The sequence below is a fragment of the Selenomonadales bacterium genome (assembly GCA_017442105.1).
GTDB lineage: Bacteria > Bacillota > Negativicutes > RGIG982 > RGIG982 > RGIG982.
Window position 1 is genome coordinate 1 of sequence record JAFSAX010000027.1, and the last position, 20,570, is coordinate 20,570.

The window sequence follows — 20,570 nt, forward strand, 5'->3', positions numbered from 1 at the left end:
AAGTCATGATGTCGGGGAAAGAAAAAAAGAAGCGCCCACAAGGGACGCTTCTTACAGTTATCTTATTCGAACAATTTGCTGACAGGTTCTTCTTTGTAGATGTTTCTGATGATCGCCGCGAACGGTTCGGCAACAGAAACGATCTTGATTTTATCAGACTGTTTTTCTTCCGAAAGAGGGATCGTATCCGTGATGATAAGTTCTTTCATAACGGAGCCATTGATGCGTTCGATAGCCGGGCCGCTGAGTACACCGTGCGTGCAGCAAGCATAGATCTCTTTCGCGCCGAATTTGCTGAGTGCTTTGGCACCTTCTACAAGGGAGCCTGCCGTATCAACGATATCGTCGACGATAACAGCTGTTTTACCTTCAACGTCACCGATGAGGTTCATAACTTCTGCCACACCCGGTTTCGGACGGCGTTTTTCGATGATAGCGATCGGCGCATGAAGACGATCAGCGAACTGACGCGCTCTTGTTACACCGCCGAGGTCAGGCGATACGACAACGAGGTCGCTGAGCTGTTTGCCTTTGATGTATTTTGCCAAATGCGGTACACCCGAAAGATGATCAAGCGGAATATCGAAGAAGCCTTGGATCTGGCCTGCATGGAGATCCATCGTAACAACACGGTCTGCGCCTGCCGTCGTCAAGAGGTTCGCAATGAGTTTCGCGGAGATCGGTTCACGACCGCGCGTTTTACGATCCTGACGAGCATACGCATAATACGGAACGACTGCCGTTACACTGCGGGACGATGCACGTTTGCATGCGTCGATGAGAACGAGGAGCTCCATCAAGCTGTCGTTGACCGGACCGCTGATGGACTGAATGATGAACACGTCTTTACCGCGTACGCTTTCGTTTACCATGACCTGCGTTTCACCGTTGTTAAAGTGACCTACGAAGGCATCCATCAAGTCGATGCCGAGGTATGCTGCAATACCCTGCGCAAATTCAGGATGCGCATTGCCTGTTAAAATACATAATTTGCTGTTTTCTTCCAACTTCATATCTTCATCCCCCATAATGCTTCTATTAAAATTGAGTTTATTTCTTTTTCTTCTCTGCCCAACCGTCGATATTCTTCTGTGCAGCACGTGCCACACCGAGTGCATCGTCGGGAACATCTTTGGTGATGGTGGAGCCTGCCGCTACGAACGCACCGCGTCCGATCGTTACAGGTGCCACGAGATTGCTGTTACAGCCGATAAACGCATCGTCTTCGATCGTCGTACGATGCTTGTGCTGGCCGTCATAGTTGACCATGATCGTACCACAGCCGATGTTGACGCGCGCGCCCATATCCGTATCGCCGATATAGCTGAGATGCGGAAGCTTACTGCCTTCGCCGACGGTAGAATTCTTCACTTCGATGAAGTTACCGATCTTAACATGGTTCTCGATGACCGTATCCGGACGAAGATGTACGTACGGACCGACCGTAACGCCGTCTTTGACCGTACATTCATGCGCATAGACGAACTTCATCTGTACATCATTTCCGATGACAGAATCCTCGACCATGACATTCGGGCCGATGACCGAGTTCTCACCGATCTTCGTCTTACCACTGAGCCACGTGTACGGATAAAGCACCGTATCCATGCCGATCTCTACGTCCGTATCAACGAACGTCGAGGCGGGGTCGATGATCGTAACACCGGCTTCCATCAACTGACGGTTCTTGCGCTCTTTCATCACCTGTTGTGCCTGTGCAAGCTGTACGCGCGAATTGATGCCCTGTACTTCGGACGCATCGTCTGCCACGACTGCCCATACACGCTCACCGCGGTCACGCAGGATACCGATGACATCAGTCAAATAATATTCGCCCTGTGCATTATTGCACGTAAGGCTGTCAAGCGTTCCGAGAAGTGCTTTCGCATCGAAGCAGTAGATCGCCGTATTGACTTCGTCTACGAGCTTCTCTTCTTCGGAAGCATCTTTTTGTTCTACGATCTTCACGACGACACCTTCTTCGTCGCGGATCACTCTGCCGTATCCTGTCGGATCAGCCATTTTTGCCGTCAGCACAGTCGCTTTCGCACCTTGTGCTTCATGCTCCTTACACAGATTTTTGAGAAGCTCGGGCGTCAGAAGCGGCGTATCACCGCACACAACGAGCACCGTGCCGTCCCAATCAGCCAATATATCACGAGCCTGCATCACAGCATGACCCGTTCCCAGTTGTTCTTCCTGCATCGCGAACTGCGCACGGCCCGCAAGATGCTCTTTGACCTTTTCTGCTCCAAAGCCAATGATGACGACATTGCGCTCGGAACCTGCCGCATTTGCCGCGCAGAGTACTTGCTCTACCATCGGTTTGCCGCCGATCTTATGCAGAACCTTCGGCAGACGCGATTTCATGCGCGTACCTTTACCTGCCGCCAAAATGACAGTCAGCAACTTCGACATAATAACCCTCCAATCCTGAACTCATTGTTTCAAGAATATAGATAACAGTTTTTCTTTCGACAGGAAGCATCTGTTTTCCTGCTTGAAAATAAATTAAAAAGATATCGACTTGATGATAAACAAAGAGGAGTTTGACTGTAAGTTATAGAATAATTCCAACAATTCAAAACATTTCGCATGCGAAAGGTGGTAACCAACATGATCATCGAAACATTCGAACGCACAGCTCCCGAAATCGTAGAAGGGTTCCGCAAACTTCTCGCGTATGATTCCGTTACTTGCGCTGTGGCCGACTGCATGGGTCGCTGGGGCGGCATGACAGGCGACATGAAGCCGCTCTATCCGGGCATCCGCGTCGTAGGAACGGCCGTTACGGCAAAAACGCTCGAGAGCGATATCGCAGCTCCGATGAAAGCCATCGACACGTGTCAGCCGGGTGATATCATCGTCATTGATGCACAAGGTTCGATCAACAGAGCATTCTGGGGAGAAAATATGACGATGTCGGCCATCAACATGGGCGCGATCGCAACGGTCGTAGACGGTGCTTGCCGCGACGTGGAAGAGATCCGCAAGATCCCGTATCCTGTTATCTGTAAATCGATCGTTCCGACAGTCGCATCCGTATCGGGTTACGGCGAAGTCAATGTTCCCATCTCGGCAGGCGGTGTCGTAACGAACCCGGGCGATGTCGTTATCATCGACGAAAACGGTGTCGTTGTCGTTCCGAGAGAACAAGCGGCTGATATCCTTGAAAAAGCGACCAAGCTCCTCGAAACGGAACATATCGTTCAGACGAAGATCGCAGAAGGCACGACGATCGGCAAACTGATCAATATTGATGCTGTCTTCAACTCGACGTTCGCTTACCAAGACAAAGCGGCAAACAATAAATGATCCTATAAGACGAAAAGCGATGCTACCAACGGCATCGCTTTTTTATTTGCATAAATGAGTTTCTTTTATTTTGACCGATATCCGTACGGGTGGTTCTTGTGCCACTTCCATGCAGTGCGGATGATCTCTTCGACACTACTATGCACAGGTACCCATCCGAGTTCTTCGCGTATGCGCTCGGAGGAAGCAATGAGTACGGCGGGGTCGCCCGCACGGCGCGCTTCTTCTATAGCAGCAAAATCCGTTTCGGTGACTTTCTTAGCGTAATCGATGATCTCGCGAACGCTGAAGCCGTGTTCACTGCCCAAGTTGTAGATGCGGCTCATGCCACCGCCGAGGAGATGCTTGAGCGCGAACACATGCGCTTTTGCCAAGTCGCATACGTGGATGTAATCTCTGATACACGTGCCGTCTTTCGTCGGATAGTCTGTCCCATAGACAGATATCTTGTCACGGACACCTTGCGCCGTCTTGAGGACGAGCGGTATGAGGTGCGTTTCGGTCGTATGATCTTCGCCGATATCGCGTCTGTGCGATGCCCCCGCGGCATTGAAATAGCGCAGTGCCGCATATCGCATACCGTATGCCATATCATAGTCGGCGAGCATCTGTTCGATCATCAGCTTACTTCTGCCGTATACGTTCGTCGGCTGAAGTCTGCTGTTTTCTTTGATCGGCACTTCGTCGGGCTCGCCGTAGACTGCCGCTGTCGAGCTGAACACGACTTTATTTACGCCTGCTTTTCGCATGGCGTCAAAGAGATGAAGCGAACCTTCTACATTGTTATAATAATATTTCGCAGGCTCCGTCATCGATTCGCCGACAAGACTGCTGGCGGCAAAATGGATAACGCCGTCGATGCAGTATTCACGCATAGCACGTTCGGCAAGTGTCGTATCGTGGATATCGCCTTCTACAAAGGGGACTCCTTCGGGCACAGATTCGATATGTCCCGTTGAAAGGTTATCATAAATAACAGGGATGAAGCCTTCTTCTATGAGTGCTTCTACAACGTGTGAGCCGATATAGCCGGCTCCGCCCGCGACCATGATACGTGTCATCGCCACATCACCTTCATCTTATCAGTGTTTATTTCGCCCAAACGAGTTCCATGATCTTCGGATAGAGTTCTTCAAGCTGTTCGACTTCGATCTGGATAAGCGAACGGATCATTTCGGGATCGAAGTTCGACGGGATCGTCGGTGCGCAGATATCAATGTTGATATCGCCGCTGTCCGTTGCATAGAATTTGAACAGTTTGTATTTCATGTTGAGGTCGTTGAGAAACTCGTTAACAGCTGCTTTTTTGTCTGCCGTTACCGCACCTGCCACGATCTGTGTGCGAATGATCGTCCAGATGGTATCATCGGTGACGATGACCGTCGGGAGCACCTGTTTCTGGATCTCGATATTCGAACGGAACAAGACCGTATTGAATTCATCCGTCATCTCCTGCACTTGGAAGAAGTTCAAATTCTTTTCTGCGAAATATGCCTGCAATCGTTCTGCTTTTTGGTTCATGGGAAACACCTCTTTTTTCTCTGTAAAAATCATTTCTATTATACCATTCTTGCCGTATACCGCAATCTCCTCTTTTCAGTTATTCTACATCGTCTTAGGCATACCGATACGCAGTTTGCCGCGTGTTTCGATCCCGCCGACACCTTCCACGCCCGTGACTGATGCACCGATAGCATCCGAGATGTCGACGGTGCGCCCGATGGAGGTAAAAGCGACCTTCTCCGCAATAAAAACAGGATCATACGCATGGATAAAGATGCGATTCGGCGAGGAGGCATAGTTCGCGCCTGCCGCGAGGATCCCTTCAAAATGCGACTGACACGCGCCTGCGAAGATGACAAGCTCATCGCGCGACGGCTCGACGAGGCGCGCTCTCTTGACAGCTTCGATGAAATAGCGTGAATTGCGATAACCGGCAAGGTCGGCAAGCTTTTTCTTGCATCCGCTTAAGATCGCATCATGCCCCGTCAAGACGAGGATATCGGGGCGGTATTCTCTAAGCAGTCCTTCCACGAGTGCAGGCTGACATTCTTCGTCGACAGACCGCCCAACGGCGTCGATGCGCAGCTGACGATACGTTTTCATACACATCCGCAGATATTCCGTATCACCGTCCAAGTGAAGGACGCGCCCCGGCACATCGAACGAGCTGTATTTCTTCGCACCGCTCGCCCTCATCATAGAACACTCCCCCCGCTGTCTGCTCCGTCGTTCAAAGATACGCCTTGTTGCATCACTTAAAACAGCCTCTTCGCGCAGCACTTCGTCGCGGAGCACCTTCGCATCGACAAGCTCCAAGTCAGAGCGCGGTGCATCGGCAAGCAGCCTGAGGTGAAGACCCTTTAGCACATACGTACCGCCCGCACCTCGCCCGACTACCTTGAACACGATATCACCGCCGTGCGAACGCCGCACGACCAAGTCACCTACCTCGATCCCGCTCACGATGCGCCCCCTCCTCTCTGCCGTATCATATGCGAAAGATACCTCTTTCGTCCGTTTGATAAAACAAAAACCGACCTTCCTCACAGGAAAGTCGGTCATTTCTGTTATTGTTCGTCTTTCAATTTTGTGAACGCATTGGCAAGGTCGGCGAACTCTTGCAGAGAGAGCGTTTCGCCGCGGCGTTGTCCGTCGATGCCTGTCATGGCAAGTACCTCTTTGATAACATCTGCACCATAGCCCATTACCTTAAGCGAGTTGGAGAGCGTTTTGCGGCGCTGTGCAAACGATGCTTTTACCACGCGGAAGAACATCTTTTCTTCTATTACCTGCACGGGCGGATTTTCGCGTACGCGACAACGAATAACGGCAGAGTCGACAGCAGGCGCAGGGATGAACGAGCGCGGCGGTACGGTGAACATGATATCAGGCTCGGTGAAATACTGCACCGATACAGAGAGTGCACCGTAGTCTTTCGTGCCGGGACGCGCGACCATACGTTCTGCAACTTCTTTTTGCACCATCGTAACAAGAACGTCGATCGGAAGGCGTGCCTCCAAGAGCCCCATGATGATCGGCGTGGTGATGTAGTACGGCAAATTCGCCGCCACGCTGAATGTGCCTTCGCCCATCAGCTCGGGAATGTTGACGCGCAGGATATCGCCGTGATGAACGCGCACATTCTCATATCCGCCGACTGTTTCGGCAAGTACGGGAATGAGGTTCGTGTCGATCTCGACTGCCGTGACATCAGCACCCGTTTCGGCAAGCCCTTGTGTGAGCGTACCGATACCCGGACCGATCTCAAGGACACGTTTGCCCTCTTCAAGGCCTGCCGCTTTGGCGATGCGGTCAACGACCGTTCTGTCTATCAAAAAGTTCTGTCCGAGCTTTTTGCTCATATGAATACCGAATCGTTTCAAAATATGGAGCGTGACATCTTTTTTCGCAATTACAGGATGTATCATTCGGTTGCCTCCCTCGCGTCCATCTCGCAGATGGCGCGGTCAAATTCTTCTCTCGTTACACCGTAGTGATTCAGTCTGACAAGGAATGTCTTGGCATTCGCATAACCGATGCCTGTCCGTTTGCCGACTTCATTGCGTCTTGCGGCCGCATTACGGTCGCCTGCAAGGCCTGCCATAATAAGGTCGGTCATCGTGAATGTATTCGTAACTTCTATCGACTGACAGCGTGCCGACTTGATCGCCGCCAAAATAGATTCGGGCGATGCTTGTTCGACACCGATATCATCGTTGGCGTATGCTTCTTCCTGACTTATAAAAGCGTGCTTGGCATTCGGGAACCGTTTGGCGAGGAATCGTCTGATGCGTTCGCCTGCGCTTTCGGGGTCGGTGAATATGAGGATACCGCGCTTTTCGTACGCGCTTTTGATCGCGGCAAGCGTATGCGGACGAAGCGAAAACCCGTTCGTCACGATGAAGTCTGCTTCCACCGCGCGGCTGACAGCGACGATATCTTGTTTGCCTTCTACTACGATTACTTCTTTTATCATAATTGTTCCTTCATTTCTTATCGAGGTGATATCTTTACTATTTTAGCATACCTCGAAAATAAAGAAAAGCGAAACCAAGTTTCGCCTTTCATCTTCGTTATTCAAGTACGTATACTTTGACAGAGCGTCTGCCGAATTTCATCGCTTCGCGACGACTTTCCATGCAGAGGTCGATGCGTTTGCCTTTGATCGCACCGCCCGTATCTGCCGCAAGTGCTACGCCGTAGCCCGGTACATAGACACGGCTGCCGAGCGGAATGACGCGCGGATCGACGGCTACGACACCATGTCGAGCGCGGATACCTGTTGCGGTGATGCATTTTCCGTCACCGTCTGTCGGCAAGTAGGCCGTTGCCTGCATGTAGTACGAGCGACTAAAACGCATATCGCCGCGCGATGTCGATACGGTATCACGCGTACCTGTGCGTATGATGTGGTCGGTAGGTGCTACATGAACATCGGTCGTGATGACTTCTTCACCGGCAGGCTGTCCATTGTGGAACATCTGACGAACGGTAAGTGTTGCCTGTCCGTTCGTACCTTGCTGAACGACTTTTTCCATACCGCGTTCAAGCGTATCGTCATTTTGGTAGACGACATTGTACGGCACCTTCTCCGTACGTGTTACGATCGTTTCTTCATAATCAACGACTTTGATCTCCATACCTGATGTCACAGGCGTTTCTTCTGCTGGGAACGTCTTTACCTTCGGCAAAACAAATCCGAGGTCGGTTACGGCACCGGCTATGGTATTTTTGTCTGTATGGATCGTCGTAGAGCGACCCTTGTAGGTAATATTGACAGGAACGATTCTGGTGATCGTCAAAATCGTACCATTTTCCAACGTATTCGTGGAACTGCGGATCACATCTCTGGCACCGAGACGGATACCCGCTTCGCGAATGATCTTACGAGGATTCATCAGTTCAGTCTGCACCGTATATTGCTGACCATCCGCAACAATATACACAGTATTCTTGTTCCATACAAATCCCGTCATCATCATAAGCACTACAGACAATACGGCAACGATTGCTAATTTTCGGCCCTGTAACCACTGTTTTACGGGTGTTCGATTAGTCATATCTTTCCTCCTTGTTGAGTGTTCGAATATTATAGCACGGCATTTTTGTTTTGTCAAATCAAACTGTTTTTTTACCATAAAAAACCGTTTTTCACCCCTCTGTTACCATATGAACACTGTCTGTTTTTTATGCCTGTATCGTCCGTTTTGGGCGTAAAAAAAGAGCGATCTTTCACTCGGAAAAGGTCGCTCTTTTGTATATTTATTCATTATTTATGCACTTATTTTAAGATAGGCATACGCATGATGCGCGCCGCATTTGCCGTCGTTGCCGCCGCCAGTTCTTCGAGCGTGATACCGCGAATATTCGCGATAAATTCGGCGATGGGGCGAATGTTGGCAGGCTCGTTGCGCGTACCGCGGTGCGGATGCGGTGCCAGGTACGGACAGTCTGTTTCGAGGAGCAGATACTCAAGCGGGATGTTGGCCGCGATCTCGGGCAGTTTGGCCGCGTTTTTGAACGTGACGGCACCACCGATAGCGATGTAGTAATCCATCTTGATAAGCTCTTTTGCCATCTCCCAGCTTCCCGAGAAGCAGTGCAGGATACCATTTATGCCTTTACCTTCGTTTTTGAGCATACGCATGACGTCGCCGTGTGCATCGCGATCGTGGATGCTGACAGGCATGTGCATCTGTCTTGCTACGTCGAGCTGTGCGGCGAACGCGTACGCCTGCATCTCTTTCGATGTCTGCGAGCGGAAGTAGTCAAGACCGATCTCACCGACGGCTACGACTTTGTCATGCTCGCACCATTTGGCAAGCTTATCGAGTGCCTTGTCGTCAACTTCTGCTACATCGTGCGGATGAACGCCGACTGTTGCATAGATAGACTCGTACTTGTCGGCAAGCTCGATCGAAACGCGGGACTCGTCCATGTTCGCGCCGATGTTGACGACGTATTTGACATCGTTGGCATACGCGCGCTCGAGCATCTCATCGAAATCCTGCGCAAAGCCTTCTTCATCAATATGTGCATGGGTATCGACGAGTATCATTATTTCACCCGACTTCCGATCGGCATATCGACTTCGACGACTTTGAGCGCATCACCTTGAGATGCCGCAAGGACCATACCTTTCGACTGTACGCCGCGAATCTTGGCTTCTTTGAGGTTGACGACCATAACGACTGTTTTGCCCACGAGCTCATCAGGCGAGTAGTGCATTGCAATACCCGATACGATGGTGCGCTGTTCGGTGCCGAGGTCTACCGTAAGTTTTAAAAGGCGATCTGCGCCTTCGACTTTTTCGGCAGCAAGTACTTTGACGACACGAAGGTCGATCTTCGCAAAGTCGTCAAAGAGTATCTCATCTGCAGGAGCCTGCTCTTTTTTCGCAGGTTTCGCTTTTTTCTCTTCTTTTTTCGGCTGCTGTTTCGCAGGTTTTGCTTCTTCTTTTTTCTCGATCTCGATACGCGGGAAGAGTGCTTCCGGTTTGCCGACGACGTGACCGTCACCCGTTACTGCCCACTGGTCGAATTCGGTAAGGCGTACGGAGTCGAAGTCATCGCCAAGACCGAGCTGTGCCCAGATCTTCGGTGCTGTACTCGGCATGAACGGTGCGATCATGATGCTGATCTTGCGAAGGCTCTCGAAGAGGTTGTAGAGTACCATGTTGAGGCGTTCTTTTTTCGCAGGGTCTTTCGCGAGTGCCCACGGCATCGTTTCGTCGATATATTTGTTCGCACGTGCGATGAAGTTCCAGACGTATTTGATCGCCGCGCTGATATCCATTTCGTCCATCGAGGAGCAGAATCCGTTGATGGTGATACCTGCCATGTCTACGAGGTCTTTGTCGTAGATGTCGGCTTCTCGCGAACGGTATACGATACCGCCGTTGAAACGGTCGATCATGTTGAGCGTGCGGTGAAGAAGGTTACCGAGGTCGTTGGCGAGGTCGGCATTGATGCGGTGAATGAGTGCATCACGCGAGAAGTTACCGTCCATGCCGAGTTTGATCTCGCGCAGGAGGAAGTAACGAATGGCGTCTGCGCCGAATTCTTCGATAAGACCGACAGGATCGATGACGTTGCCTTTCGATTTCGACATTTTGTCACCTTCGACGACGAGCCAGCCGTGACCGTATACTTTTTTCGGAAGCGGAAGGTCGAGTGCCATCAAGATGATCGGCCAGATAATGGAGTGGAAACGAACGATCTCTTTGCCGACGAGATGTACATCGGCAGGCCAGAAGTGGTTGAATTTTTCGGGATCGTCAAGGTAGCCTGCTGCCGTCAGGTAGTTGGTAAGCGCGTCGAACCAAACGTATACGACGTGTTTTTCATCGAGCGGTACAGGAATACCCCAGTCGAACGTCGTACGCGAGATGCAGAGGTCTTCAAGACCGCTTTTGATAAAGTTGATCATCTCGTTGCGACGGGAAGTCGGCTGAATGAAGTCAGGATTTTCTTCAATGAACTGAAGAAGTCTGTCTTGGTATTTGGACATACGGAAGAAGTAGCTCTCTTCCTGCACCGTTTCAACAGGACGACCGCAGTCGGGGCATTTGCCGTCAACGAGCTGACGCTCGAGCCAGTACGATTCGCACGGCGTGCAATAGAGGCCTTCGTATTTGTCTTTGTAGATATCGCCTTTTTCGTAGATCTTGCGGAAGATCTCTTGGACGACCTTATGATGACGTTCCTGCGTCGTACGGATGAAGTCATCGTTCGAGATGTTGAGCATTTTCCAGAGGTTCTGGAACGATGCCACGATCTCATCGACATACTGGATCGGCGTTACGCCCATTTCTTCCGCTTTGCGCTGGATCTTCTGACCGTGTTCGTCAGAACCCGTCAAAAACATGACATCATCGCCTGCAAGACGGTGATAACGTGCGACCGCATCGGCGATCGTCGTGCAGTATGCATGACCGATATGGAGCTTCGCACTCGGATAATAGATCGGTGTCGTAATATAGAATGGTTTTCCCATTTGGAAATTCCTCCTTGTGATAAGTTCTTGTTTTATCTATCAGAAACCGACGACAGTTGTGTTTTTTTATTTACAAAGTCACCGATTTTCTTTCGTTAGTCCTATTTCTCTCCTTATTTTACAATAATCAGAATATTTTTGATTCCCATAAACAAATACCGTTGACATTCTTGGAGAATTTTGGTATTCTATGTACAACAAGGAATTTTCCGAATATTTTGTAGTTGCATTGAAAAAGAGAGAGGGGAATAAAAAAGATGAAATCCACAGGTATCGTAAGAAAAGTTGATGAATTGGGTCGCGTTGTTATTCCGATCGAACTGCGCCGTACGCTCTCCATCGAAGAAAAAGACGCTCTCGAGATCTATGTTGACAGCGACCGTATCGTGCTCCGCAAATATGAGCCTGCTTGCGCATGCGTATTCTGCGGCAACGCCGATAAGGTTACGAATTTCAAAGGTAAAAATGTTTGTGATGAGTGCATCGAGGCTATGGCAAACAAAAACTTCTAAGAAGTTACTGCCATATATCACATTATGCGAGTGAGAGTGCTATCTGATAGACGTCGCGTTTCGGCATATTGCGCCGTTTTGCGACCTGTCGGATAGCTTCTTTCTTTTCTGTGCCGTTTTCCATCAGCATGATGAGTTCTTGTTCGACTGTCATGTTGATCGTTTCTTCGACAATCTGCGCTTCTTCTTCGCTCGCACCATCTACGATGAGAGTGAATTCACCGCGTGGTGCTTCTTCTTTGTAATAGGCGATCAGCTCTTCGATCGTACCGCGACGGAACTCTTCGAATTTTTTCGTCAGTTCGCGGGCGGCTGCGATGTTGCGGTTGCCGAGCGCAGTAAGAAGTTCGCCGAGGGTGTCTTTGAGGCGATGCGGCGATTCATAAAAGATAAGTGTCCCTTGTATCGGTTTGATGCGCGCAAGCGTTTCGAGCCGATTTTTTTTCTGTTTCGACAAGAATCCGATGAAGTGAAATTCTGTCGTATCAAGTCCCGAGGCAATGAGTGCCGAAAGGCCTGCATTGGCACCGGGGACAGGTGTTACGGTGATGCCTGCTTCGATGGCAAGCATGGCGAGATGACTGCCGGGATCGGAGATGCCGGGCATGCCTGCATCGCTGACACAGGCGATATCCTCGCCTGCCAATAGACGTTCGATAAGTTCGGGTCCGCGACCGAGCTTGTTATGCTCATGGTAGCTGACGAGCGGTGTATGAATGTCAAAATGAGTGAGCAGCTTGCGTGTGTGACGCGTGTCTTCGGCGGCAACGACATCGACTTCCTTCAGGATACGAACGGCACGAAACGTCATATCCTCGAGATTGCCGATGGGAGTTGCACACAAGTAGAGCGTTCCCGTCATGGCGTTCCCTCTTCTTTCGTCATATTATGGTACGACAATATTTCTTCGCTGTATGTGCCGTCCGCTTCCATCAGGATGAGCGGCGGCATGACTTGAAGCCCGGGCTTGGCACCTTTGACTGCTTCGACCATGAACATCGACGGCGGGAGCTTTCGGTTCGGATAGACCATACGAAGCCGTTTCGGTTCAAGGTTCATGTCATGCAGAAGGCCGAGTATCTCGACCATGCGCTCGGGCAAGTGTATCATGGCAAAGCGACCGCGATATTTTACGAGATAGTGTGCCGCCCGCACGAAGTCGGCCAGACTTGCCGTGATCTCGTGGCGTGCTCTGGCTACGTCGTCAAGTGCGGCGATCTTGCCTGTATCGACGACACGATACGGCGGATTCGATACGACAAGGTCTGCTGATTCCGCCGCAAAATCGCTTCTGATATCACAGACATCTCCGCAGACGACGTTCATCACGTCTTCCATCTTGTTAAGGCGTACGTTGCGCGCGGCAAGGTCGGCCATAGCAGGGTTCTGCTCAAGTGCCGTGACTTTTCGCGCACCGCGCTTCGCCACAAGGAGGCTGATGATGCCTGTCCCTGTGCCGAGGTCAATGGCGCGTGTTTTGTCCGTTACGTGCGCGAACTGCGATAAGATGATCGCGTCCATGCCGTAACGGAATCCTTTTTTCTTCTGGATCAGATGGATACCGTCCATCTTGATATCTTCGAGTGTTTCTTCCTGCTCATTCAGCAGATCATGCATCTTCTTTTTCCACCGCGTCTTCCCAATCGATGGTGACTGTCTTACCGCCTTCGAACAAGCGGATCGTCGCCGTCTGTTTGTTCTTCGAGATAGAAAGCACTTTGCCTTCACCGCTCATCGTAACGACGACAGCACCGACTTTCGGCGGCTGTGCTTTTTTTGTACATTCCGAGTAGCAATCGTTCTCGTACTTCAGACAGCACATCAAGCGGCCGCAGATACCCGAGATTTTGGTCGGGTTCAAGGAAAGGTTCTGGTCTTTGGCCATGCGGATAGACACCGGCTCGAAGTCGCCGAGGAACGATGCACAGCAAAGCTCGCGGCCGCAGCAGCCGATACCGCCGACCATTTTTGCTTCGTCGCGTACACCGATCTGTCTTAATTCGATGCGCGTGCGGAATACTGCCGCGAGGTCTTTGACGAGGTCGCGGAAGTCGATTCGGCCGTCTGCCGTGAAGTAGAAGATGATCTTATTGACATCGAACGTATATTCGACATTGACGAGTTTCATCGGCAGTTCGTGTGCCGCAATTTTTTGTTCGCAGATACGGAACGCATCTTTTTCGCGGCGTTTGTTGTCTGCCACTTTTTTCATATCCGCAGGTGTTGCCTTGCGAACGACGTTTTTGAGCGGTGTGATGATCTTATCTTCCGCTACTTCGCGCGGGCCGATAACGACAAGGCCATGCTCCAGACCGCGCGCCGTTTCAACGATGACGTGATCTTCTTTGGCGAGCTCGATCTCGCCCGGGTTAAAATAATATATTTTGCCCGCTTCTTTGAAACGGACACCGACTACTAATTGCATAGTTATCTCCTTTGTATCATACTTCTCCATGCGAGAAGCATGGCTTCTATGACAAGTTTGATATTACCGTTATTTTTGACAGATTGTTCTCTTTTTACCAGTTCACGCATAAACAGGCTGAGTGTTCGCTGTGACCATACGTTTTTTGCTTGAGCGAATCGTTCAAGGCAATCGGAGTTGATGATCTGTTCATCAAGGTCTGCCGCGTATACCATCGCATCGCGCACGAGAAGCTTGAGGCTCCCCAGTCGTCTGAGCACTTCATCGCGCTCGCACATATCCCACGCACTTGCCGTTTGCCAGATATCTTTCTCCGACATCGTCACCATACGAAAGAACAGATCTATCGCCGCCTGCCGCCCCGATTGTCCGTCCTCGGCGAGGATCTCTTCGGCAGGTGCGAATCGTCCGCCCGCCAATCTCGCCGCGAGAAAAGCATCTTTTTCATTTGCTCCGCGTCTGACAAGCTCGCTCGCAAGCGCGTCCCACGGCACAGAGCCGAATTGGACGAGCATGCAGCGCGACCGTATCGTATCGAGGAGCTGATACCGCTTTGCCGTGATGAGGATGAATACGACATCTCCGACAGGCTCTTCGAGCGTCTTTAGAATACTGTTGGCGGCCTCGTCGCGCATCTTGTCGGCTTCATCAATGATGCATACGCGACGCTCGGCCATATACGGCGCAAGCGACAAGTCCTTCTGCATCTTGCGTATCTCACCGATCTTGATATTCTGTTTGTCGGGCCTTACAACGACAAGGTCGGGATGCGACTCATTTTCTACCATTCGGCACGATCGGCACGTACCACACGGCGCATCGCCGCTTTCACACAAGAGTGCGGCAGCTAGCGTTTTAGCCGCAAGATATTTGCCAACGCTCTCGGGGCCTGCAAAGAGAAGTGCATGCGGCATACGTTCACCCTTGCAAAGTTTCCGCAAGCGACCGACAGCGTCCTCTTGACCGACGATCGACGACCAACCGATCATTTGAATACCCTCTCCAACTGTTCGTACAGTTTATCTTGACGCTCTGTGATACGCGAACGTGCGACTTTACCCGTACGGATATCTTCGCCCAACTCACTGAGGATCTTATCCATCTTGCGAAGCGATTCATAGACGTTCTTCTTGCCGAATGCCGTCCACTCCGTACGCTCTGAGTGTGTATACTTTTGAGAGATATACAGACCGACGACCTCGCGAATGACCTCGCGATATGATTTCAATCCGCTGTAAGTCGGTGCTTCGCAAAGCTCTTGACCCTGCTCGATGATACGTGCGATAGATTCTTCTACCTGCACCGACATTTTTCCATTCTTGCCCAACGAAAGCGAACGTAACCGTCCGAACGAATAATGGCCTTCTCGGTCGCCTATTTTTTTGATAACCACGGCACCTTCCGCCTTTCTGTATAACACAATATAGCATAATGCCCCTCCTGCCATAACGCAGAAGGCACTATGCTCCTTTATTGATTATAAATCTTTTTTTGTCAACGTGCAATTTATTTCTGACGCGCACGAAGAATCAATTCCGATATCTCTGCCACACACGCATCAAGGTCGATATTCGTATGCGGTGCGATGTGAAGCTCGGCGAGCTTTTCTTCCGTAAAATCTTCTTCATCGGCAAGGAATCGTCTGCACACCTCTCGATAGTTCGGCTTTGCCTGCGCCTTTTCGCGACGAATAAGACGCATCAGTCGTTCTTCATCATCGACCGCCAGATAAACAGGTACGACCTTATCCGCGCCGTAATAGTCGCGAAGTGCCACGTACGATTCGAGCGTGCCGATGAGAAGATAATCCCCGCCCGCGAAGTCTACCTGTCCGTCGTCCATCGTAAAGTAATGCCAATCGCCGAATACCGTATGATAGGTACGCGATTCGATCATGCGTCCGCTCTTTTTCAGCTCGCGAAACGCTTCTACCGAGCGGAAATGGTATTCGCGCCCGTCAATCTCACCGCTCCGCTGTGGTCTTGTCGTATAAGTCACGACAGAACCGAGGTCGAGCGACTTATCCGCCATCAAGCGAGCAAAGACCGTATCCTTGCCCGCGCTGCTTTTGCCAAGAAGGCAGTATAATCTTCCCATCAGTTTCTCTCCTTCTCTGCCAGTATCGTCCGAAGACTTCTGTCCATCGGCCCCGAAACGAACAGCCCTGCGTCCATACGACGGCGGCAATAGTCGATCGCCTCTGTCGTGATGCGCTCACCGGGACAAAGTACAGGGATGCCCGGCGGATAGAACGTCACGACTTCTGCCGCGATGCGTCCTGCCGACGCAGCAAAGTCTATCTTCTCGCGCTCGGCGTAGAGCGCTGCCCTAGGACTTGTCACCACCTCGGGAAGGCCTATCTCATCGCATGCGATATCATCAAGCACCACTCCCGTACGAAGCTCATCTGCCATCTCGCGGATAGCCACGAGCAGTCTGTCGATCGACTCATCCGTATCGCCGACTGTGATAAGAAACAGCACGTTATAGTAATCGCACAGCTCCGATTCGATGCCTTTTTGGCGCAGAACGGCTTCTGCCTGTGCGCCCGTCACACCAAGACCGCTGACCGTCACCGTCACCTTCGTTTCGTCAAAGTCATAGATACCATACTGACCGATCCGCTCTCTGCCGAACGAAAATAGCCCGTCTATCCGATTGACCTCATCTCTGAGTCTGCGTGCCAACCGAAGCGTTCTTTCCATGAGTGCCTCTCCCTGTTCTTCCATCAGCGCACGCGCACCATCGATCGAAGCCATCAGAATATAGTTTGGGCTTGTCGATTGCGTCAGCTGGAGCATCTGCAAGACCCGCTCGCGCGGTACACGTTCACCCTGCCTTAAAAGAAGCGACGCTTGCGTCATCGCAGGCAGAAGCTTATGCGTGCTCTGCGCCGCCAGATCGGCTCCTGCTTCCATCGCCGACATCGGAAGATCGTCTGCGAACATAAGATGTGGTCCATGTGCTTCGTCTACCAAGACGACCATACCGCGCTCGTGTGCAAGCCGTACGATCTCTCCGATATCACCGCACGCACCGTAATACGTCGGATTGACTACGAATACTGCCTTCGCATCGGGATGCTCTTCCATCGTCGCCAGATACGCCTGCGGCGATGTACCGTGCGCCAATCCAAGCGCGTCGTCTACTTCGGGACGCACCCAGACAGGTATCGCATCGGCAAGGATGATGCCGCCGATGACCGACCGATGCGCCGTACGCGGCACGATGATCTTCTCTGAGGGGCGCACCGACGCGAGTATCATCGCATGGATAGCACCTGTCGTACCGTTCACCGCGAAAAAGGCATCGTCTGCACCGTAAAGGCTTGCCGCCATCTGTTCTGCTTCCAAGAGGCACCCTTCGGGATCGTTGAGATCATCAAGCGCACTCATCAGTGACACGTCCATCTGAAGCCCCTTCTCCGTCAGCATCGTTCGCATAGACGGATGTACCGTCACGCCATGCTTGTGTCCCGGTGTATGGTACGGTGCCATGTCGAGCGCGTGATACGATTCCATCGCCTCGATCAGTGGGGCACGTACTTTACTATGTTTTTCGGTATTCGGCTCATCGTCTGTTATGCCGTTTATCTTCTGCTCATATTTGTCCACAATCAAAAATCCCCTTACACGCCTGTTATTACAGGCTTTTTGCAACTTATCCACTTTTTATTCAAATCTGTGGATAACTTTGTTTATATGTGTATAAACGCTTGTTTTTCAAGGCATTTGTAATTCTTCGTTAAAAACTATCCACAGAAATCATTGTGGACGGCTCTCCCGTCTGTGGATATCTGTGGATAATGTGGATATTCTTTATTCGATTACGCTCTGTACATCTTCTCGGACAACGCATCACGCACTTCGTATTCCGCCAAATATCGCTGTCATCGCCGATGTATACACAGCGCAGACAGGTGTCAAAATGATGTCACCTATCTGAAGCGAAACGACCGTTTTATCGCAAAAACGGTGTCAAACGCGTCATGTTCCGACACAGTATACGCCTCCGGCACCATTCTCTGCCATGCATCGCATCGAGTTCGAATTTTTATCAGCCGAGCAATATCTCCGCGCATATGCCGTAAATGCCGTCCCCTACGAAGTACCATCGACACGCATCCGATATCGCTGTTTCGCCGTTTGCGCATCTTTTGATATGTTATGATTGTATCATAAATCGAAGATATCTGCGCTATTTTTCCACCGAAACGACTGCGTTTTTTTCCGTTTGCCTGCGGTATGATTTTTCGGCCGCCGCCAAGAGTACACCTCGCTCATTGATGAGTTCGCCTTGGCTCACGCGGTGCAGAAGTGTGTCAAGCATCTGTCCGACAGCCTGTCCGTCACCCAAGATGGGCATAAGATCGCGTCCGCCGACTGCCAGCTCACGCACATAGAGAGCCGTAGATTCTGCCAGTCGAAACACTTCGGCGAACAGCTCATCTCGCCCGCGCCCTTCGCATCGTCCAGTTCCGATATCGTCGGCACAGAGGAGCGCATTTAGCTGACGGAGCGCATCGAGCAGTTCTTCTTTCGTGCGATGATCGGTCGCTCTTTTTTTGAGCCAACGGAGCGCGCCTTTTTGATTGACAGGCGCACAGCCCATATGTTCGCGTACGAGCCACGATACGCGTGCGACCATCTGTTTCGGATATCCGAGCCTTGTCAAAATGTCACGTGCCATGAGCGCACCTGCCGCCGCGTGTCCGTGGTCGGTCGGCTGTCCGTTCTTTTCACCGCGGATACCGTCGGTTCCCTTAGCCACGTCATGGAGGAGAGCTGCCCACCGCACGGTAAGCTCCGCAGGCACAGCTTCTACGACAGCGAGCGTATGATGCCAGCCGTCGTACTTGTGGTAGAGCGGATTCTGCGGCAAGTCTACGAGATGGCGAAGTTCCGGAAGGACTGCGACTTCGCGCACTTTTCCGCGTTCGCGTACCGTCACGGACGCATCAAGAAGGCCGCTGTCCATCATCGCCGACAGACCGCGCGCAGGATGCGGGGATATGAGCGTTTTATCAAGCTCACTGCGCACACGTTCGACCGATAGTCCGCGCACACGCGAGAGGTTATGCGCGATGGCAGGAACGATCGCCTCGTCTAAGTCGAAGCCAAGCTGTGCGCTGAGCCGACACGCACGATACGCTCTGAGGGCATCTTCAGCAAAACGATCTTTCGCATCACCGATACAACGTACGATGCGCGCCTTGATGTCAGTCACACCGCCGACAAGGTCGATGACCGTACCGTCTCTGTGCATCGCAAGACCGTTCATCGTAAAGTCGCGCCGTTTGACATCTTCTTCGAGCGATACGCCGTAACAGACTTCGCTCGGACGATGGCTGTCCGTGCCGTACGATTCCGAGCGGAAGGTGACGACTTCGTACGATCTGTCCGCTACCGTCACGATGATACAACCGAACGCTCTGCCGACTTCGCTTGTGCGCCAACCGTTTATTTCGGCTGCGCGCATGATCTCGTCGGGAAGTGCAGACGTGCAGATGTCGATATCGTGGCAAGGCCGCCCAAGGAGCGTATCACGCACGATGCCGCCGATCAGATACGCTTCGTGTCCTTCTGCCATAAGTGCACCTAATATCCTTTTCGCATATTCCATCGTCATCCCCCTTTCCGCACACGCGCACATATTCATTATCTTTTATTATACCAAATCAGAGCCGTTCTAGGAAGGAATCTGTCATTCGCACCGCTTGCTCTATCGCACATATTCAGCATAAACTCTGCCGTTTCGGGGCATACAAACAGTAAAGGAGGCATTCGATGGAAACGAAAACGAAACTGCTTGCTGTTTGTATCGCGCTTCCGCTTGCCACGGGTGCGCTGTCGTCGTTTTTGACGAGAGATGATATGATAGCGTTCCGCGCCGCTCAAAAGCCTGCTCTCTATCCGCCCGATCTCATATTCCCGATCGTCTGGACGGTGCTGTTTCTCCTGATGGGCATTGCCTCGTATCGCATTATCCGCGCACATAAAAAAAACGATACCGCCATTTATCGCATCCGTATCGCCATTGCTTATTATGTACTCCAGCTCGCCGTCAACTTCATCTGGCCGCTCGTATTTTTTTCGTACCAAGCGTACTGGCTCGCATTCGCCGTCCTTATCACGCTCGTCTATATCGTCCTTCGCACATACCATGCTTTCTCCGCCATCGACCGATTCGCAGGCTATTACCTCCTGCCGTACCTCGTCTGGCTCGCCTTCGCAGGGTATCTGAATGTGACAGTCGCGATGCTGAACTGAAGATAAGACCGCATCTACCGCAATATCCATCACTATACAAATCGTCCTCTG

General features: G+C 51.4%; 21 protein-coding genes. 3 read left to right on the forward strand and 18 right to left on the reverse strand.

Annotated elements, in window-relative coordinates:
- Positions 1-62 precede the first annotated feature (62 nt).
- Both IJN28_01110 and glmU read right to left on the reverse strand, forming a co-directional pair.
- Positions 63-1,013: a ribose-phosphate pyrophosphokinase gene (locus tag IJN28_01110; GenBank protein ID MBQ6712370.1), complete on the reverse strand. Its 951-nt coding sequence runs from the start codon at positions 1,011-1,013 to the stop codon at positions 63-65.
- A 37-nt stretch (positions 1,014-1,050) separates the two neighbouring features.
- Entirely contained in the window at positions 1,051-2,418 is a 1,368-nt protein-coding gene (gene glmU / locus IJN28_01115) for a bifunctional UDP-N-acetylglucosamine diphosphorylase/glucosamine-1-phosphate N-acetyltransferase GlmU (protein MBQ6712371.1), read from the reverse strand.
- A gap of 198 nt (positions 2,419-2,616) precedes the next feature.
- On the opposite strand from glmU, the gene IJN28_01120 reads away from it, so the two are divergent.
- Entirely contained in the window at positions 2,617-3,315 is a 699-nt protein-coding gene (locus IJN28_01120; GenBank protein MBQ6712372.1) for an RraA family protein, read from the forward strand.
- Between the two features lie 65 nt (positions 3,316-3,380).
- Here IJN28_01120 and galE read toward each other — a convergent pair whose 3' ends face one another.
- The 8 genes from galE to metG all read right to left on the reverse strand — a co-directional run bounded on the left by galE (position 3,381) and on the right by metG (position 11,313).
- Positions 3,381-4,376, reverse strand: a complete 996-nt coding sequence (galE, locus tag IJN28_01125; protein MBQ6712373.1) for a UDP-glucose 4-epimerase GalE — start codon at positions 4,374-4,376, stop codon at positions 3,381-3,383.
- A gap of 28 nt (positions 4,377-4,404) precedes the next feature.
- Positions 4,405-4,836, reverse strand: a complete 432-nt coding sequence (locus IJN28_01130; GenBank protein ID MBQ6712374.1) for a YbjN domain-containing protein — start codon at positions 4,834-4,836, stop codon at positions 4,405-4,407.
- Between the two features lie 84 nt (positions 4,837-4,920).
- The gene (yabG, locus tag IJN28_01135; protein MBQ6712375.1) at positions 4,921-5,781 is read right to left on the reverse strand and encodes a sporulation peptidase YabG; all 861 of its coding nucleotides are present in this window, start codon (positions 5,779-5,781) and stop codon (positions 4,921-4,923) included.
- A 104-nt stretch (positions 5,782-5,885) separates the two neighbouring features.
- The gene (gene rsmA, locus IJN28_01140) at positions 5,886-6,746 is read right to left on the reverse strand and encodes a 16S rRNA (adenine(1518)-N(6)/adenine(1519)-N(6))-dimethyltransferase RsmA (GenBank protein ID MBQ6712376.1); all 861 of its coding nucleotides are present in this window, start codon (positions 6,744-6,746) and stop codon (positions 5,886-5,888) included.
- Positions 6,743-7,294, reverse strand: a complete 552-nt coding sequence (rnmV, locus tag IJN28_01145; protein ID MBQ6712377.1) for a ribonuclease M5 — start codon at positions 7,292-7,294, stop codon at positions 6,743-6,745. The genes rsmA and rnmV overlap by 4 nt, the downstream gene beginning before the upstream one ends.
- Positions 7,295-7,391: 97 nt before the next feature.
- A complete protein-coding gene (locus IJN28_01150) occupies positions 7,392-8,216 on the reverse strand; it encodes a G5 domain-containing protein (GenBank protein MBQ6712378.1) in 825 nt (274 codons plus the stop codon).
- A gap of 383 nt (positions 8,217-8,599) precedes the next feature.
- The gene (locus IJN28_01155) at positions 8,600-9,373 is read right to left on the reverse strand and encodes a TatD family hydrolase (GenBank protein MBQ6712379.1); all 774 of its coding nucleotides are present in this window, start codon (positions 9,371-9,373) and stop codon (positions 8,600-8,602) included.
- 2 nt (positions 9,374-9,375) lie between these two features.
- The gene (gene metG / locus IJN28_01160; protein MBQ6712380.1) at positions 9,376-11,313 is read right to left on the reverse strand and encodes a methionine--tRNA ligase; all 1,938 of its coding nucleotides are present in this window, start codon (positions 11,311-11,313) and stop codon (positions 9,376-9,378) included.
- A 257-nt stretch (positions 11,314-11,570) separates the two neighbouring features.
- Here metG and IJN28_01165 point away from each other — a divergent pair, with 257 nt between their 5' ends.
- Entirely contained in the window at positions 11,571-11,825 is a 255-nt protein-coding gene (locus tag IJN28_01165; protein ID MBQ6712381.1) for an AbrB/MazE/SpoVT family DNA-binding domain-containing protein, read from the forward strand.
- Positions 11,826-11,847: 22 nt separating this feature from the next.
- Here the strand turns inward: IJN28_01165 and rsmI are convergent, their stop codons facing one another.
- From rsmI to IJN28_01205, 8 genes are all read right to left on the reverse strand, one after another.
- Positions 11,848-12,687, reverse strand: coding sequence for a 16S rRNA (cytidine(1402)-2'-O)-methyltransferase (gene rsmI / locus IJN28_01170; GenBank protein ID MBQ6712382.1), 840 nt, complete (start codon positions 12,685-12,687; stop codon positions 11,848-11,850).
- Positions 12,684-13,442, reverse strand: coding sequence for a tRNA1(Val) (adenine(37)-N6)-methyltransferase (locus tag IJN28_01175; protein MBQ6712383.1), 759 nt, complete (start codon positions 13,440-13,442; stop codon positions 12,684-12,686). Before IJN28_01175 ends, rsmI begins: the two co-directional genes overlap by 4 nt.
- Positions 13,435-14,250, reverse strand: a complete 816-nt coding sequence (locus IJN28_01180; protein ID MBQ6712384.1) for a stage 0 sporulation family protein — start codon at positions 14,248-14,250, stop codon at positions 13,435-13,437. Before IJN28_01180 ends, IJN28_01175 begins: the two co-directional genes overlap by 8 nt.
- 2 nt (positions 14,251-14,252) lie before the next feature.
- Positions 14,253-15,239, reverse strand: a complete 987-nt coding sequence (gene holB / locus IJN28_01185) for a DNA polymerase III subunit delta' (protein MBQ6712385.1) — start codon at positions 15,237-15,239, stop codon at positions 14,253-14,255.
- Entirely contained in the window at positions 15,236-15,643 is a 408-nt protein-coding gene (locus IJN28_01190; protein ID MBQ6712386.1) for a DUF327 family protein, read from the reverse strand. Before IJN28_01190 ends, holB begins: the two co-directional genes overlap by 4 nt.
- 113 nt (positions 15,644-15,756) lie before the next feature.
- A complete protein-coding gene (locus IJN28_01195; protein ID MBQ6712387.1) occupies positions 15,757-16,347 on the reverse strand; it encodes a guanylate kinase in 591 nt (196 codons plus the stop codon).
- Positions 16,347-17,771, reverse strand: a complete 1,425-nt coding sequence (locus tag IJN28_01200) for an aminotransferase class V-fold PLP-dependent enzyme (GenBank protein MBQ6712388.1) — start codon at positions 17,769-17,771, stop codon at positions 16,347-16,349. The genes IJN28_01195 and IJN28_01200 overlap by 1 nt, the downstream gene beginning before the upstream one ends.
- A gap of 676 nt (positions 17,772-18,447) precedes the next feature.
- Positions 18,448-19,872, reverse strand: coding sequence for an HD domain-containing protein (locus tag IJN28_01205; protein ID MBQ6712389.1), 1,425 nt, complete (start codon positions 19,870-19,872; stop codon positions 18,448-18,450).
- 164 nt (positions 19,873-20,036) lie between these two features.
- On the opposite strand from IJN28_01205, the gene IJN28_01210 reads away from it, so the two are divergent.
- Positions 20,037-20,519: a tryptophan-rich sensory protein gene (locus IJN28_01210; GenBank protein ID MBQ6712390.1), complete on the forward strand. Its 483-nt coding sequence runs from the start codon at positions 20,037-20,039 to the stop codon at positions 20,517-20,519.
- The last annotated feature ends 51 nt before the right edge of the window (positions 20,520-20,570 follow it).